This window comes from Pseudonocardia ammonioxydans (genome assembly GCF_900115005.1).
GTDB lineage: Bacteria > Actinomycetota > Actinomycetes > Mycobacteriales > Pseudonocardiaceae > Pseudonocardia > Pseudonocardia ammonioxydans.
This window is the reverse complement of record NZ_FOUY01000009.1, coordinates 136,499-151,450: the sequence shown is the minus strand read 5'-3', so window position 1 is coordinate 151,450 and position 14,952 is coordinate 136,499. Positions and strand designations below refer to the sequence as shown.

The 14,952-nt window shown below is 72.9% G+C and carries 14 protein-coding genes and 1 tRNA gene; 6 read left to right on the top strand and 9 right to left on the bottom strand.

What is annotated here, in order from left to right; genetic code table 11:
- Nucleotides 1-38: 38 nt before the first annotated feature.
- The 5 genes from BM093_RS11345 to BM093_RS11325 form a co-directional block, all read right to left on the bottom strand.
- A complete protein-coding gene (locus BM093_RS11345; protein WP_093341287.1) occupies nucleotides 39-1,508 on the bottom strand; it encodes a peptidoglycan D,D-transpeptidase FtsI family protein in 1,470 nt (489 codons plus the stop codon).
- Nucleotides 1,505-3,055 carry an FtsW/RodA/SpoVE family cell cycle protein gene (locus BM093_RS11340; protein ID WP_093341286.1) on the bottom strand — a complete coding sequence of 517 codons (1,551 nt, stop codon included), beginning with the start codon at nucleotides 3,053-3,055 and terminating at the stop codon, nucleotides 1,505-1,507. Before BM093_RS11340 ends, BM093_RS11345 begins: the two co-directional genes overlap by 4 nt.
- The gene (locus BM093_RS11335) at nucleotides 3,055-4,404 is read right to left on the bottom strand and encodes a PP2C family protein-serine/threonine phosphatase (RefSeq protein ID WP_093341285.1); all 1,350 of its coding nucleotides are present in this window, start codon (nucleotides 4,402-4,404) and stop codon (nucleotides 3,055-3,057) included. The genes BM093_RS11340 and BM093_RS11335 overlap by 1 nt, the downstream gene beginning before the upstream one ends.
- A 137-nt stretch (nucleotides 4,405-4,541) precedes the next feature.
- Complete coding sequence (locus BM093_RS11330) at nucleotides 4,542-5,012, bottom strand: FHA domain-containing protein FhaB/FipA (protein WP_093341284.1); 471 nt, start codon at nucleotides 5,010-5,012, stop codon at nucleotides 4,542-4,544.
- Nucleotides 5,013-5,121: 109 nt separating this feature from the next.
- Nucleotides 5,122-6,426, bottom strand: a complete 1,305-nt coding sequence (locus BM093_RS11325; protein WP_093341281.1) for an FHA domain-containing protein — start codon at nucleotides 6,424-6,426, stop codon at nucleotides 5,122-5,124.
- Between the two features lie 263 nt (nucleotides 6,427-6,689).
- On the opposite strand from BM093_RS11325, the gene BM093_RS11320 reads away from it, so the two are divergent.
- Nucleotides 6,690-6,772, top strand: a tRNA-Leu gene (locus tag BM093_RS11320).
- Between the two features lie 129 nt (nucleotides 6,773-6,901).
- On the opposite strand, the gene BM093_RS11315 is transcribed toward BM093_RS11320, so the two are convergent.
- A complete protein-coding gene (locus tag BM093_RS11315) occupies nucleotides 6,902-7,528 on the bottom strand; it encodes a nucleoside/nucleotide kinase family protein (protein ID WP_093341279.1) in 627 nt (208 codons plus the stop codon).
- A 53-nt stretch (nucleotides 7,529-7,581) separates the two neighbouring features.
- Here BM093_RS11315 and BM093_RS11310 point away from each other — a divergent pair, with 53 nt between their 5' ends.
- The 4 genes from BM093_RS11310 (at nucleotide 7,582) to BM093_RS11295 (ending at nucleotide 11,246) form a co-directional block, all read left to right on the top strand.
- The gene (locus BM093_RS11310) at nucleotides 7,582-8,379 is read left to right on the top strand and encodes an IclR family transcriptional regulator domain-containing protein (RefSeq protein ID WP_245773455.1); all 798 of its coding nucleotides are present in this window, start codon (nucleotides 7,582-7,584) and stop codon (nucleotides 8,377-8,379) included.
- Nucleotides 8,380-8,430: 51 nt separating this feature from the next.
- A complete protein-coding gene (locus BM093_RS11305; RefSeq protein ID WP_093341277.1) occupies nucleotides 8,431-9,219 on the top strand; it encodes an enoyl-CoA hydratase/isomerase family protein in 789 nt (262 codons plus the stop codon).
- A gap of 64 nt (nucleotides 9,220-9,283) precedes the next feature.
- On the top strand, nucleotides 9,284-10,420 hold the full coding sequence (locus tag BM093_RS11300; protein WP_093341275.1) for a 5-methyltetrahydropteroyltriglutamate--homocysteine S-methyltransferase: 1,137 nt from the start codon (nucleotides 9,284-9,286) through the stop codon (nucleotides 10,418-10,420).
- A 43-nt stretch (nucleotides 10,421-10,463) separates the two neighbouring features.
- Nucleotides 10,464-11,246: a class I SAM-dependent methyltransferase gene (locus tag BM093_RS11295; protein ID WP_093341270.1), complete on the top strand. Its 783-nt coding sequence runs from the start codon at nucleotides 10,464-10,466 to the stop codon at nucleotides 11,244-11,246.
- 100 nt (nucleotides 11,247-11,346) lie between these two features.
- On the opposite strand, the gene BM093_RS11290 is transcribed toward BM093_RS11295, so the two are convergent.
- From BM093_RS11290 to BM093_RS11280, 3 genes are all read right to left on the bottom strand, one after another.
- On the bottom strand, nucleotides 11,347-12,123 hold the full coding sequence (locus tag BM093_RS11290; protein WP_093341263.1) for an iron-sulfur cluster assembly protein: 777 nt from the start codon (nucleotides 12,121-12,123) through the stop codon (nucleotides 11,347-11,349).
- The gene (locus tag BM093_RS11285; protein ID WP_093341260.1) at nucleotides 12,120-13,151 is read right to left on the bottom strand and encodes an amidohydrolase family protein; all 1,032 of its coding nucleotides are present in this window, start codon (nucleotides 13,149-13,151) and stop codon (nucleotides 12,120-12,122) included. Before BM093_RS11285 ends, BM093_RS11290 begins: the two co-directional genes overlap by 4 nt.
- 90 nt (nucleotides 13,152-13,241) lie before the next feature.
- Nucleotides 13,242-14,270 (bottom strand): NAD(P)-dependent alcohol dehydrogenase, encoded by a 1,029-nt coding sequence (locus BM093_RS11280; RefSeq protein ID WP_093341256.1) that lies wholly within the window; start codon nucleotides 14,268-14,270, stop codon nucleotides 13,242-13,244.
- A 227-nt stretch (nucleotides 14,271-14,497) separates the two neighbouring features.
- Here BM093_RS11280 and BM093_RS11275 point away from each other — a divergent pair, with 227 nt between their 5' ends.
- Nucleotides 14,498-14,950, top strand: coding sequence for a DUF4442 domain-containing protein (locus tag BM093_RS11275; protein WP_093341253.1), 453 nt, complete (start codon nucleotides 14,498-14,500; stop codon nucleotides 14,948-14,950).
- Nucleotides 14,951-14,952 lie beyond the last annotated feature (2 nt).

Genomic DNA, 14,952 nt, shown 5'->3' with positions numbered 1-14,952 from the left:
GGACCTGCGCCGTGCCGTCCCGGACGTCGCCCGCGGGGTCACTGGGCGTCCCGCAGCGCTTCGGCGATCACGGACCGCCCGATGGGCGCCGCCACCGAGCCGCCGGTGGCCTCGGCACCGCGGTCGCCACCGCTCTCCACCAGCACCGCGACCGCGACCTTCGGGTCCTCGGCCGGGGCGAAGGCCACGTACCAGGCGTGCGGCGGGGTGCTCTTGGGGTTCTCGCCGTGCTCGGCGGTACCGGTCTTGGACGCGATCCGGACCCCGGTGATCTTGCCGCCGCCCTGGGTGCGCTCCTCGGAGCCGAGCATCAGGTCGGTGAGCGTGCCCGCCACGTCGGGCGGCATCGAGCGGGCCATCCGGTCCGGCTCGGTGGTGTCGACCGGGTCGAGCGTCGCGCTCTGGATCTCCTTGATCAGGTGCGGGGCCATGGTCTGGCCGCCGTTCGCGATCGAGCCGCCGATCATGGCCAGCTGCATCGGCGTGAGCCGCACGTCGCGCTGGCCGATCGCGGACTGCTGGGTGGACGGCACGTCCGACATCGGGCCGACCTGGGAGGCGCCGACCGGCATCGGGATCTGCAGGTCGGAGCGGCCGATGCCGAACGCCTCGGCCTGCGCGCGCAGCTTGTCCGCCCCGAGCTCCTCGCCGAGCTGGGCGAACGCGGTGTTGCAGGAGCGGGCCAGCGCCTCGCGCAGCGACGCGGTGTCCCCGCTGCCGCACGGCGTGCCGTTGTAGTTCTCCAGCGTGGTGGTGGAGTCGGCCAGCTGGATGTTGCGTGCCGCGGTCAGCCGGCTCTCCGGGGTGTAGCCGTTCTGCAGCGCCGCCGCCGTGGTGACCAGCTTGAACGTCGACCCGGGTGGCTCGATCTCGCTGATCGCCCGGTTCGTCAGCGGGTTCAGCTCGGCGTTGTTGTACTCCTTCCACGCCTCCTGCTGGTCCTTCGGGTCCGGCGACGCGAGCCGGTTGGGGTCGTAGGACGGCGTGGAGGCCATGCCCAGGATGGCGCCGGTCTGCGGCTCGAGCGCCACCACGGCGCCGGTGTAGCCGCGCGACTCCAGCCCCTCGTAGGCGACCCGCTGGACCTCCGGGTCGATGGTGGTGAGCACGTTGCCGCCCGCCGGGTCGCGACCGGTGATCAGGTCGGACAGCCGCCGGACGAACAGCCGGTCGTCGGTGCCGTTGAGCACGTCGTCGGCGGAGCGTTCGAGCGCGCCCTTGCCGTAGACGGTGGACAGGAAGCCGGTGATCGGGGCGAACGCCGGGCCCTCCGGGTACTGGCGGGCGAAGCGCAGCCGGCCGTCGGACTCGACGCTCTGCGCCAGTACCTGGCCGTCGGCGGTGATCTGGCCGCGCTGGCGGGAGTACTCGTCGATCTGCGAGCGCTGGTTGCGCGGGTCGTCGCGGTACTGCCCGGCCATCACGACCTGGACGTAGGTGATGTTCGCGAGGAGCGCGACGACCATGATCATCACGGCGAGGGCGACGCGTCGGACCGGACGGTTCACGAGTGGTCACTCCTCCCTCTCTCGGACGGCCCAGGACCCGACGGCCCAGGACCGGCCGGCCCAGGACCGGACGGCGCCGGGCCGGGCTCCCCGGCCGGGGTCGGGGTGGTCCCGCCGCGCCGGTTCGCCGGGTCGGGCCGCTGCACCAGCTCGGTGCTGGCCTCGGCGATCGGTGCCCGCGGCTGTGCGGGGCGCTGCGGCAGCGGCGCCCTGGCCACGTGCGAGATGCGCAGCAGGATCGCGACCAGTGCGTAGTTCGCGAGCAGCGAGGACCCACCGTACGACAGGAACGGCAGGGTCAGGCCGGTCAGCGGGATCAGCTTCGTCACGCCGCCGATGACGACGAAGATCTGCAGCGCCACCGAGAACGACAGTCCGGTGGCGAGCAGCTTGCCGTAGGAGTCGCGCACCGCCAGCGCCGAGCGCAGGCCGCGGGTGATCAGCACCAGGTAGACGAGCATGATCGCGGCGAGCCCGATCAGACCGAGCTCCTCGCCGAGCGAGGCGAAGATGAAGTCGGTCTCGGCGAACGGCACGAGGTCCGGACGGCCGGCGCCCAGCCCGGTGCCGCCGACCCCGCCGGTGCCGAGCCCGAACAGTGCCTGGGCGAGCTGGAAGCCCCCGCCCTCGTAGTCCTCGAACGGGTCCAGCCAGATCTGCACCCGGACCCGGACGTGCCCGAACAGCTGGTAGGCGATCGTCGCGCCGACCGCGAACGCGGACAGCCCGATGACCATCCAGGAGATCCGCTCGGTGGCGGTGTAGAGCAGGACCAGCACCAGGCCGAAGATCAGCAGCGAGCTGCCCAGGTCGCGCTGGAACACCATGATCGCGACCGACAGGCCCCAGGCGGCCAGCAGCGGCGCCAGGTCCCGTGCCCGCGGCAGCTCCATGCCGAGGAAGCGGCGCCCGGCGGTGGAGAGCAGGTTGCGCTTCTGGACCAGGTAGGCCGAGAAGAAGATGATCAACAGGATCTTGACGAACTCGCCGGGCTGGATGCCGGGGCCGCCGGGGATGCGGATCCACAGCCGCGCGCCGTTGACCTCGGAGATCGACGACGGCAGCACGGCGGGCAGCGCGAGCAGCACCAGGCCGACGAAGCCCGCGGTGTAGCCGTACCGGGCCAGCGTGCGGTGGTCGCGCACGAAGAACAGGACCGCCGCGAAGAGCACGAGCCCGGCGACCGTCCACGTCACCTGGGCCCCGATGAGCTCGGACGGCGCCGGTCGCCCGCGCAGCTCGGCCTGGGCGGCGTAGGCCAGGTCCAGCCGGTGGATCATGACCAGGCCGAGGCCGTTGAGCAGGGCCACCGACGGCAGGATCAGCGGGTCGGCGTACGGCGCCAGCTTCCGCACCGCCACGTGCGCCAGCGAGAACAGCACCAGGTAGGCGAGGCCCACGAACAGCAGGTCGGTGGTGAGCGACTGCTCCTGGTTGGCCTCGACCAGCACCAGGGCGCCGGTCGTGAGCACGGCGGCGAGGGCGAGCATCACCAGTTCGATGCCCCGGCCGGTGGGGGACGCCGCGGCCGAGCTGTCCCTGGCCATCAGCCGTCGAGCCGGCAGTTCCGGCCCGGCTCCGGGGTCACGGTCGGCAGCGGGGTGGTGGTCACCGGGGGCCCGCCGGGCACGGCCGGCGGGGCGACGATCGGGGGTGCCGGTGGGTTCAGCGTGGAGCAGAGCGGCAGCATCTGGGCCCGCAGCCGGTCCACCGTGCCGCGGGCGCCGGTCTCGCCGTCCTCGGAGACGATCCCGCCGGTGACCTGGGTCCGGACCGCCTGCGGCAGGTCGTCGAGGTCGATGTCGGACCGTTCCGACACCCGCTGCAACGGAATCCCCAGCACGTTCCCGCGCACTCCCTGGTAGATCGCGACCTGCTCCTGGTCCACGCCCACGTAGTACTGCTGCAGCACCAGTGCACGGGCCACGAACACGCCGGCACCCAGCACGACCAGCACGCCGAGCAGCGCCAGTACCGGCCGCAGGCCGCGCCGCCGCCCGCCGGACGGCTCCGGGCGGGCGGGCTCGAGCCGGACCGGCTCGGTGCGGGGCAGGGTGGTCGCCGCGGCGCGCTGCGCGGACGAGCCCGGGGCGCGCTCGTCGCGCTGGTAGTCGCCGTCGCCGGCGCGCGGGTTCCGCCCGGCCGAGCCGCCGATGATCGGGGCGTCGTCGGCGTAGGCCACGTCGACCACGTCCGCCACGATGCAGGTGATGTTGTCCGGTCCGCCGCCGCGCAGCGCGAGCTCGATCAGGCGGTCGGCGCACTCGCGCGGGTCGGGGTAGTCCTCGAGGGTCTGCTGCAGGGTCTCGTCGCTGACCGGCCCGGACAGGCCGTCCGAGCAGAGCAGGAAGCGGTCGCCGGCGCGGGCCTCCCGGATCGACAGCGAGGGGTCGACGTCCTGGCCGGTGATGGCGCGCAGCAGCAGCGAACGCTGCGGGTGGGTGTGCGCCTCCTCCTCGGTGATCCGGCCCTCGTCGATCAGCGACTGGACGAACGTGTCGTCCTTGGTGATCTGCGAGAACTCGTTCTCGCGGAGCAGGTAGCACCGGGAGTCGCCGACGTGCACCATGCCCAGCCGCGACCCGGCGAACAGGATCGCGGTCAGCGTGGTGCCCATGCCCTCCAGGTCGGGGGCCTCGGCGACGTGCCGGGAGATCGCGTCGTTGCCCTCGTGGGTCGCGTCGCGGAGCTCGGCGAGCAGGTCGTCACCGGGCACGTCGTCGTCGAGCGGGGCCAGTGCGGAGATCACCAGTGACGAGGCGACCTCGCCGGCGGCGTGGCCGCCCATGCCGTCGGCGAGTGCGAGCAGGCGGGGGCCCGCGTAGACGGCGTCCTGGTTGTTCTGCCGGACCAGTCCGCGGTCACTGCGGGCCGAGTAGCGCAGCACCAGTGTCACGGGGCGGCTCCGGCTTCGGTCGGGGCACGTCGGTGCGATCCCGCGCCGCGGGACCGGTCGAGCGGCCGCGGCACCGGGGGAGCGGGCGGTCGCGGCAGGTTCGTCATGGTCGTTCGCTCATGCTTCGTCCGAGCCCGTCACGTTCGCAGCTCGATCACCGTCTTGCCGATGCGGACCGGCGTCCCCAGGGGGACCCGGGTGGGCCCGGTGACCTTATTACGTTCCAGATAGGTGCCGTTGGTCGACCCGAGGTCCTCGACGTACCACTCGTCGCCCTGCTGGGAGATGCGGGCGTGCCGGGTGGAGGCGTAGTCGTCGTCGAGCTTGAGCGTCGAGTCGTCGGCGCGGCCGATCAGGATCGGCCGGGAGTCCAGGGTGATCCGGGTTCCGGAGAGCGGGCCCTGGGTGACGAGGAGCTGGCGGGCCACCTTCGCCCGGCCTGCGCCGCGGATCCGCGACGGCTTGGGACCGGAGCGGCCCGGCACGCCGGACTTCAGCCCCGACGCCGCATAGAGGTCCGAGCGGACCACCTGCAGGGCGAGCAGGACGAACAGCCAGAGCAGGGCCAGGAAGCCACCTCTGGTCAGCTGCAGCACCAGTTCCGGCACTAGCCCGCTCGCCCTTCTCGTGTTGGTCGTACGGCCCGCCCGCCCGGCTCGGGGCCGGGTGAGCGGGCCGTGCTGCCGCGCCCAGTCTGACGTGTCGGCTCCGGCGGGCTCAGCCCTGGGTCCGGAAGACCAGGCTGGAGTGCCCGACGCGGATCACGTCGCCGTCGGTGAGCTGGCAGGACTGCACCGGCGAGTTGTTCACCGTGGTGCCGTTGGTCGAGCCCAGGTCGTTGAGGGTCGCGACCTGACCGTCCCAGGTGACCTCCAGGTGCCGGCGGGAGACGCCGGTGTCCGGGAGCCGGAAGTTCGAGTCCTGGCCGCGGCCGATGACGTGGGTGCCCTCGGCGAGCTGGTAGTTGCGGTTGGACCCGTCGTCCAGGATCAGCATGGCGGTGAGCTGCGCCGGAGCGCCCCAGCCACCCTGGCCGCCGTAGCCGCCGCCGTCGTAGCCCTGGTCGTAGCCGCCCTGCGGGTAGCCGGGGGGCTGCGCGTAGCCCTGCGGCTGGCCGTAGCCGTCGTAACCCTGGTCGTAGCCCTGCTGCGGGTAGCCGGGCTGGGCGTAGCCCTGCGGCTGTCCGCCGTACGGGGCCTGCGGCTGGCCGTAGCCGTCGTAGCCCTGGTCGTAGCCCTGCTGGGGGTAGCCGGGCTGCTGGCCGTAGCCGCCGTAGCCCTGGTTCGGGTCGGCGTAGGCCTGGGGCGCGCCGTAGCCCTGCGGCTGGCCGTAGCCCTGCGGCTGGCCGTACTGGTCGTATCCGGGCTGGGCGTAGCCGGGCTGGCCGGGCGGAGGCTGGCCGTACGGGTCGTAACCCGGCTGGCCGTAGCCCTGAGGCTGCCCGTACTGGTCGTACCCGCCCTGCTGCTGGCCGTAGCCCTGCTGGCCCTGCTCCTGGTCGTACCCCGGAGGCGCGTAGGTCTGCTGGCCGTACCCGCCGGGGGCGCCCCGGTCGTATCCGTACTGCCCGTTTTCCTCGGGGTGGCCCGGTTGCTGGCTCATGGGTGCTTCTCCTGCGGTGCGTGCTCTGGTGGCGGCCCGACGGGAAGCGTCGGGGTCGACAGCGGAGCGGGTGCGGAACTGTCCCGTGTGCAGCGCCTCGGAGCGCTCCAGAAAGACTACGACCTCACCGTAGGTGTCCCAGCCCTGGTCGGTGAGTTCCTTCGCCACGTGCGACGAGAGGGATCGGACGACCCCGTCCTCGTCGCCCGCCATCCGGTCGAGATCCCTGGGGCTGAGCAGCACGGTGTACCGGTTGGGCGCCAGCAGGCGACCTCCGGCGAGCTGTTCGACGTTGTCCTCGGCTTCCCTCAGCAGTGCCTGTGCGACTTCCTGTGGGACGACACTGCCTCCGAAGACCCGCGCGAAGGCGTCGCCCACGAACCCCTGAAGTCGGCGCTCGAAGCGATCCACGCGGCCCAAATGATCTCCTCCGTCCGCATCGGCGTGTCGGTGATGTGCGACCGATCGTATCTGTGCTATCCGCGGGGTCCGGCGGCGCCCGACCCAACGGCTCCCGGGGGTCCTGCCCGCGGTTCACCCTGTGCCTCTCCGATGTACCCGTGCCGGCCCTTCCGCGCATCTCGTCAGCACTCCGCAAGCAGCTCGCGCCCGGTCCGGGGGCCCCGGGGGGACCCCCCTGAAACCGGTTCCGGAGCCGGGTGCTAACTTTCTCCCGTCGCTCAGGGCGAGTGGCGGAATGGCAGACGCGCACGGTTCAGGTCCGTGTGTCCGTAAGGACGTGAGGGTTCAACTCCCTCCTCGCCCACACTTTCACCTCCGGTGCAGATTCTTCCTCCCCGGGCGTCACGATCGCCATCCCAAGATCGGTATCGGATGTCATCCGATCCGGTGTGGACACGGCGGGCCGACACGCTCCGTCGTCGTGCCGTCGCTCCTACCTCTCCCGGAACGCGGGCCGATCGGGGTGGTCGGCCATCACGAGCACGTCGGCGTACCCGCCGGGGTCACCCTCCTGCGCGTAGCGGTCGAACGCCGCCGCGGTCCACGCCTGTCCCGGGTCGAGCCGCCGGTCCAGCGCCGCCCGGCTCATCCGCAGGTGCACGGTCAGGTCGGCGGGCAGCCCGCGGCCCAGCAGCCGGCCACCGGCCAGCACGACGACCCCGCCGGCGCCGAGCGGTACCGGATCGTCGCGGAACGCACGGTCCCGCTCCGCGTCCCGGAGCCGGGGCAGCACCCGGCCGGTGCCGCAGGCCGCCATCGGGGCCAGCACCTCGCGGCGCAGTGCCGGCTCGTCGAGCCAGCCGTCGAGGAACATGTCCGGGTCGGTGCGGCCGAGCTCCAGCCGCACCGAGGCCGGCCGGAGGAAGTCGTCGACGTCGACCGCGAGCGCGTCCCGGCCGGTGGACCGCAGCCGGTCGGCGACCGCGCGGGCCAGCGTGACCGGCCCGGCCGGCGGCGCCCCGTCGACGATCACCCGCAGCCGGCCCGGCAGCGCCGTGATCCGCTCCGCCAGGTGCGCGACCAGCCCGTCGCGGTCCACCGGCCGGAAATCCCCCGCCACTCGCCCCTCCCGGGTCGCTGGTGTCCGTCGGTCCCGCCCGCGACACTAGGCCGGTGGTGTCCGGGACGGGTGATGCCGTCGCAGGCGGGTCGGGGCTGCGGCGTGCGCTGCGGCTGCTCGAGGCCGTCGCCGAGGCGGGCGACGGGGTGACCGCGAAGGCGCTCGCGCGCCGGCTGGAGCTGCCGCTCCCGACCACCTACCGGCTGCTCGGGACCCTCGTCGAGGAGGGCTACCTGGTCCGGCTGCACGCGGTGCGCGGCTACGGCCTCGGCTACGGCGTCGTCGGGCTGTACCGGGGGATGACCGAACGGATGGTCCCGCCGGAGCCCGCCCGGGAGATCCTCGCCGAGCTGCACACCCGGGTCGGCGCCGCCGCGGTGCTCGCGGTGCTGCGGGCGTGCGACGTGGTCGTCGCCCACACCGAGACGTGTGCCGCGCACCCGGGCCCCGGTGCGACGACCGGCGAGCCGATCCCGGCCCACGCCACGGCCCCCGGCAAGGCGCTGCTGGCCGGGCTGGACCCGGGCCGGCTCGGCGAGGTGCTCGGGACCGGCGGCGGGCGGCTCGACGCGCTGACCCCGCACACGCTCACCGACCGCAGGCTGCTCGACCGGGACCTGCTGCGGGTGCGCTCGGCCGGGGTGGCCGTGGAGGTCGAGGAGCACGCCCGCGGCCGCGCCGGGCTCGCCGTCGCGGTCCCCGCCGCGGGCGCGACCGCGGCGCTGGCGGTCGTCGTCAGCCGGGCCGACTTCGCCGGGCGGCGCTGGGAGCTGGAGCAGGCCGTGCGCGAGGCCGCCGGGCCGCTCGCCCGCCACCTCGCGGCCGTGCCGGGGGCCGCCGCGTCGGGCTGACGCCGCTGGTGCCGGGGTGACCACCGGCGCCGGTCCGGCCACGATGGACCGATGGAGCCATCTGGAGGCGGTGTCCGCTACGAGCGGGACGGGCACGTCGTGACGATCACCTACGACCGGCCGGAGAAGCGCAACGCCATCGACGGGGACATGCGCCGCGCGATCAATGCCGCGTGGGACCGGTTCCGCACCGACGACGAGGCCTGGGTCGCGATCGTGACCGGCGCGGGCAGCGCCTTCTGCGCCGGTGCGGACACCCGCTCCACGACCGGCAACCCGGCGGGCGACTTCCCGGGCAGCTTCTGGGAACGGCCGACGGTGAACTCGCTGGAGAGCGGCTGGGAGATCTTCAAGCCGATCGTCGCCGCGGTGAACGGCCCGGCCGTCGGGTACGGCGTCACGCTGCTGACCTGGTGCGACTTCGTGATCGCCGCGGAGGAGGCGACGTTCTCGTTCCCCGAGGTGCGCCTCGGCGTCCCGACGATCGTCGGCGCCCTGCGGCTGCCCCGGATGATCGACCGGCAGCACGCGATGGAGCTGCTGATGACCGGGGAGACGATCGACGCCCGGCGCGCGCACGAGATCGGGCTGGCCGGACGGGTCGTCCCGGGGGAGTCGCTGATGGACGAGGCCCGGGCCCTGGCCGGCCGGCTGACCGCGGGCGCGCCGCTGGCCCAGCGCGCGATCAAGGAGATGGTGGTGCGCGGCCCCGAGATGGGCACGACCGAGGCGATCCGGTTCGGCGAGACGATGCGCCGGGTCGTGGCCGGGACCGAGGACGCCGCCGAGGGTGCGGCGGCGGCCCGGGAGCGCCGCGCGTCGCACTGGCGGGCCCGCTGATCGGTCTTCCGTACCCCGGAAGCACGTTCGGTGGGCCCGCGCGGGCGGCGCTACCGTCACGCCCATGTCGGAACCAGGGCAGCAGACCCGCACCGTGCCGCCGTTCCGTGCCGACCACGTCGGGAGCCTGCTGCGCCCGCCGGAGCTGCTCGCGGCCCGGGAGCGGCACGCGGCCGGGGAGCTGGACGCCGCCGGGCTGCGGGCCGCCGAGGACGCGGCGGTGACCGACGTCGTCGCGCTGCAGGAGTCGGTGGGACTCCGCTCGGCCACCGACGGCGAGTTCCGCCGCACGTCCTGGCACATGGACTTCATCCACCGCCTCGGCGGGGTCTCCACGACCTCCGGCCGGGTCGAGGTGCGGATGCGCAACGCCGCTGGGCAGAGCAGCTTCACCGCTGCCGGCATGGCGGTCGACGGGCGGGTCCGGCTCGACGAGCCGATCTTCGCCGACGCGTTCGAGCACCTCGCGCGGCAGGTCACGACCGCGACACCGAAGCTCACGATCCCCTCGCCGAGCATGGTCTACGCCCGCGGCGGCCGCGCGGTGATCGACCAGGACGTCTACCCGGACCTCGAAGGGTTCTGGACGGACCTGTCGGCGGCCTACGCCGACGAGCTCCGGGCGATGTACGACCGTGGCTGCCGCTACCTGCAGCTCGACGACACCGCCCTGGCCTACCTCAACGACCCCGCGCACCGCGCGGAGCTCGCGGAGAAGGGCGACGACCCGGACACCCAGCACCTGCGCTACATCCGCCAGATCAACGCCGCGATCGCCGACCGGCCGTCGGACATGGCGGTCACCACGCACATGTGCCGGGGGAACTACCGCTCCTCCTGGGCCGCCGAGGGCGGCTACGACCACGTCGCCGAGGCGCTGTTCGGCGGGCTGGCGGTGGACGGCTTCTTCTGCGAGTTCGACGACGAGCGTTCCGGCACGTTCGCCCCGCTGCGGTTCGTGCCCCCGGGCAAGCAGGTCGTGCTCGGGCTGGTGACGACCAAGTCCGGGACCCTGGAGGACCCGGACCTGCTCCGGCGCCGGATCGACGAGGCCGCGCGGTACGTGCCGCTGGACCAGCTGTGCCTGTCCCCGCAGTGCGGGTTCTCCTCCACCGTGGAGGGCAACGAGCTGACGATCGACGACCAGCGGCGCAAGCTCGAGCTGATCGTCTCGGTGGCCGAGGACGTCTGGGGGCGTTAGGTACTGGAGGGCGTCAGGTACTGGAGGGCGCTAGGTTCCTCCCGTGCGCACCGGTGCCCCGTCCCCCCTGCACGACCGGGTGCTCGCGGGCGCCGGCCCCGGTTCCCGGCTGCTCGACGTCGGTTGCGGCACCGGGACGCTGCTCGCCCGGGCCGCCACCGACGGGCTCGAGGTGTCCGGTGTGGACGTCGCGCCGCAGGCGCTCGCGGCGGCCGGGCAGGAGGCCCCCGCCGCCGTGCTCCGGCAGGCCGACGCCCACGAGCTCCCGTTCGACGACGGCGCGTTCGACCTGGTCACGCTGGTGCAGGTGCTCGAGCACGTGACCAACCCGGTGCTGGCGCTGCGGGAGGCCCGCCGGGTCTGCACGCCCGGTGGCGCCGTGCGCGCCACCGTCTGGGGCGCCCCCGACGAGTGCGACGCCTCGGTGATCGGTGCCGCGCTGGCCCCGCTGACCGTCCCGGCGCCGCCGCCACGGCAGGACCGCCCCGCCGGGGTCGACCGCAGCGGGACCGGCGCGCCCCCGCTGACCGACCCGGACCGGGTCGCGAAGCTCTGCGGTCTGGCCGGGCTCACGGTCCGGGAGATCGCGGTCGTGCGGGTACCGGCCGACCATCCCGACGCCGACGACCTCGTGGCCGGGGTGCTGGCCTCCGGGCCCGGGCGGCACGCGGCACGCGCGGCCGGGCCCGGCGCCGTCCGCACGGCCCTGCTGGAGGCGCTGGAGCCGTTCCGCGCGGGCGCCGGCTACCGCCTCACCGACACCGTCCGTGTCGTCGACACCATCCCCGGCGTCGACACGACTCACGGTCCCGACCCGGCGCCGTAGCCGGCGGCAGAGCCCCGGACACACACGTGGGCCGTGCCTCCGGCGGCGAGGCACGGCCCACGTGTCACGGATCCGGCAGGGTCCGGAACCCGTTACTGCCCTAGTGTCCGGCGGCGGCCGGAGCGTTCTCCGCGTACCGGATCTGGAGCAGCGACTTGCAGTACTCCCCGTTGGTCTCGATCCCGACCCGCTGCAACCGCGCCCGGCGCAGGTGGAGCGGGACCTGTTCGACCGTCACCGGTGACCCGTCCGAGTGCACCAGTAGCGGGGCGTCGTCCCCGGCCGGCAGGCCGATGGCCTCCCGGCGGGTCCGCATCCGGGTCAGCTCGTCGGTGTCGGCCTCGGTCCCGGCGAGCTCACCGAGCGTCAGCGCGGCGAGCTCCTCCGGGCCCTGACCGGCGTCGACCAGCGGTCGCGCCACCCGGTCCTGCCCGGCCAGTGCGGCCTTCGACAGGAACGTGTGCCGCAGCTCGTCCAGCTCGGCCGCGGCCGAGCCGTTGATCGAGCCCTCGAAGGACTTGACGAAGCCGGCGTGTGCCGCGACGCCACCGTTGATCTCGGCGGAGGCGTGGTGGTCGGCCAGCGTCACCTGCGCCCTGCTCACCCCCGGGATCGCCGTCACCGCGTCGTAGGCGTCGGCGACCATCAGGAACGAGAAGTTGGGTGCGCAGAAGAACGTCGGCAGCCGCAGCCCGACCCGGACGAACGACCCGTTGGCCGTGTCGTCGGGGTCGGGCGAGACGGTGCACGTCTCGACGAAGTCGAGGTCCGTGATCGGCTCGTCCAGCTCCGGGTCGAGCACCGTCCCCAGGGCGGACCACACGGCCTGCCGGTCGACCGTGCCCGAGGCCGTGTCGAGCGCAGGCCCGGCGGTCACTGTCCCGCTACCAGCTGCTCGCCGGGGGCGTCCTGCAGCTTGCACTCGTCCGGCACCGGGATGTCGTAGAGCTTGGCGGCGTTCAGCCCGAGGATCTTCTTCTTGCTCGCGGTGGTGAGCCGCGGGTAGTCGGCGAACTGGTCGTCGTCGGGCATCTGCCAGTCGACGAGGCCCTCGACCTGCCACTTCGGCGTCCAGATGTTGTAGTCGCTGCCGAAGGTCATCTTGTCCTCGCCGACCCAGAACAGCAGCTCGCCCATCACCTTGGCGAAGAACTTCGGGCGGGCGTGCATCAGGCCGCCGACGGCCACCGAGAGGCCGGCGTAGACGTTGGGCTCCTGCACCGCCATGAAGCAGAAGTCCTCGATCCGCGGCAGGCCCACGTGCTCGACGATGAAGTTCATGCCCTGGAAGTCGGTGGCGGCGTGGTCGACGTCGGCGACGTCGAACGCGTCCTTGTCCAGCGGCCAGATGGTCGGGCCCTTGTGGATGTGGACGTTCTTGATGCCCATGTCCTGCGCGGCCTGCAGGAAGCGGTAGGCCTCGGGGTCGGTCAGCTTGTAGCCGCGGGAGTCGCCGTTCCACTCCGCGGTGTAGAGCTTGACGCCCTTGAAGCCGAACTTCGCGTGGTCGGCCTCGAGCTGCTTGATCCCGGCGTCGCCCTCGCGCGGGTCGAACCGCCCGTTGACGATGATCCGGTCACCGAAGCGCTGGATCAGCTCCGCGTTCTGCTCGGTGGTGTTGAAGCCGTTCTTGTACCACTCCTTGAGGTAGGTCGACTGGAAGATCGCGTAGTCGACGTGCCCCTCGACGAACATGTCCCGCTCGAAGTCGTCGACGGAGACCTTGAGGTACTTCTCCCAGTCCCAGTGGGTCTCGGGCGGGCCCAGCTGGTGGTAGCCGTAGAAGCAGTCGATCCAGCCCTTGGCGTACTGCTCGCGGCCCTCGACCCAGTTCTCCCGGGACGCGTCCCAGAAGTGGCTGTGGGAGTCGACGATGAAGTACTTCTCGCCGTCCTTCTCGTACATGGTGGCTCCTCCTGCGCCGGCGTCGCCGCCGATCGGTGGTGGTCAGGAATGGAAATGACGTGCGTCTGGTACGGACGTGTGATCAGGGGGTCAGGGGACGAGGATCGCCCGGCCGCGGACCTTGCCCGCGTCCAGGTCGTGCAGGGCGTCCAGCGCCCGGTCGAGCGGGTACTGGACGGTGTGCAGCGTGACCTTCCCGGCCTGGGCGAGGACCATGAGCTCGGCCAGGTCGTTGTACGTGCCGACGATGTTGCCGATCACGTTCTTCTCGCCCGCGACGAAGTCGAGGGTCGGGGCCGTGAACTGGCCGCCGTAGCCGAGGACGAAGGTGTAGCCGGCCGGTCCGGTCATCGCCCAGGCGTCGAGCTCGGCGCCCTGCTCGGCGACGAAGTCGAAGGTGACCGTCGCGCCGCCGCCGGTGAGCTCCTGGACCGCCTCGACGTGGTTGCCGTCGGCGACGACGGTCTCGTCGGCACCGATCTTCTTCGCCAGCTCGAGGGCCGCCGGGTTCTTGTCGACGACGATGATCTTGGTGGCGGTCAGCGCGGCGAGCGCCTGGATGCCGATGTGGCCCAGCCCGCCCGCGCCCTGCACGACGGCCGTGGTGCCCGGGTAGAGGTGCGGCACGGCCTTGCGCACGGCGTGGTAGGCCGTGATGCCGGCGTCGGCGAGCGCCGCGACGTCGGCCGGGTTGGTGTCCGGGTTCAGCTTCACGCAGGCCCGGGCGCTGGTCCGCAGGTACTCGGCCATCCCGCCGTCGTTGTTCGACAGGCCGGGGAAGAACGCGTCACCGGTGCACTGCATGTCCCGGCCGGCCCGGCAGGCCAGGCACAGCCCGCAGGACGGCTGCGGGTGCAGGATGACGGTGTCGCCGACCTTGACGTTGGTGACGGCGTCGCCGACGGCGTGCACCCAGCCCGCGTTCTCGTGGCCGATCACGTACGGCAGGTTCGGGTTCTGGATCGCGGCCCAGTCGCCGTCGACGATGTGCAGGTCGGTCCGGCAGACGCCGGCGCCGCCGACCTTCACGATGACGTCGAGCGGGCCCTGGAGCGTCGGTTCGGGGATGTCGTCGATCTGGGGGTCCTGCTTGTACGCGTGCACCCGCACGGCTTTCACTGGAGGTACCTCCTGGCGTCGGACGCGCGGGGTGGTGCGCGTCGGTCGTGGTGGACTCGCGTCGGTGCGGGACGGCAGGTCCGCCGACCGTGATCGCGTTGTGCCGCCTGTCACAGCGATCAGAACCCCGGCACGCACGCCGAACAAGGGGGTCCCTTCTCGCTCACCGATAATCAGGACTTGTCGGACAGCTGCACGCCGTGGTTACTCGCGAGTAGCATCCGGGCATGACCGACGACGTGAGCTGGGTGTCCGGGGCGATGACGCAGGCTGTGCCGTGGGTCGGCACGGCCGGGATCACCTTCGGGACGATCACCCCCGATCGGGTGGAGGCGTTCCTGCCCGACCGGCCGGATCAGCACAACCACGTGGGCGGCCCGCACGCCGCGGTGATGTTCGGGCTGGGGGAGACGGCCTCCGGGGCGGTCGGCCTGGCCGCCTTCGCCTCGGCCGGGGACCGGGCGGTCCCGCTGGTCGTCCGCTCCGAGATCCACTACCTGAAGCTCGCGCGCGGTGACCTGCGGGCGGAGGCGGTGCTGACCCGTCCGGCGGCCGAGGTCCTCGCCGAACTGGACGACGGCCGGCGTCCGGAGTTCACCGTCGACGTGACGATCACCGACGCCGGCGGCGTGCGGACCGGGGCGATGACGATCGTGTGGACGCTCAAGCCGCACCGGTGAGC

Bases quoted from the DNA above. Each gene is read 5' to 3' on its own strand.
- BM093_RS11340 (WP_093341286.1), bottom strand. From the start codon at position 3,055: ATGGCCAGGGACAGCTCGGCCGCGGCGTCCCCCACCGGCCGGGGCATC.
- BM093_RS11300 (WP_093341275.1), top strand. From the start codon at position 9,284: ATGTCGGAACCAGGGCAGCAGACCCGCACCGTGCCGCCGTTCCGTGCC.
- BM093_RS11305 (WP_093341277.1), top strand. From the start codon at position 8,431: ATGGAGCCATCTGGAGGCGGTGTCCGCTACGAGCGGGACGGGCACGTC.
- BM093_RS11285 (WP_093341260.1), bottom strand. From the start codon at position 13,151: ATGTACGAGAAGGACGGCGAGAAGTACTTCATCGTCGACTCCCACAGC.
- BM093_RS11275 (WP_093341253.1), top strand. From the start codon at position 14,498: ATGACCGACGACGTGAGCTGGGTGTCCGGGGCGATGACGCAGGCTGTG.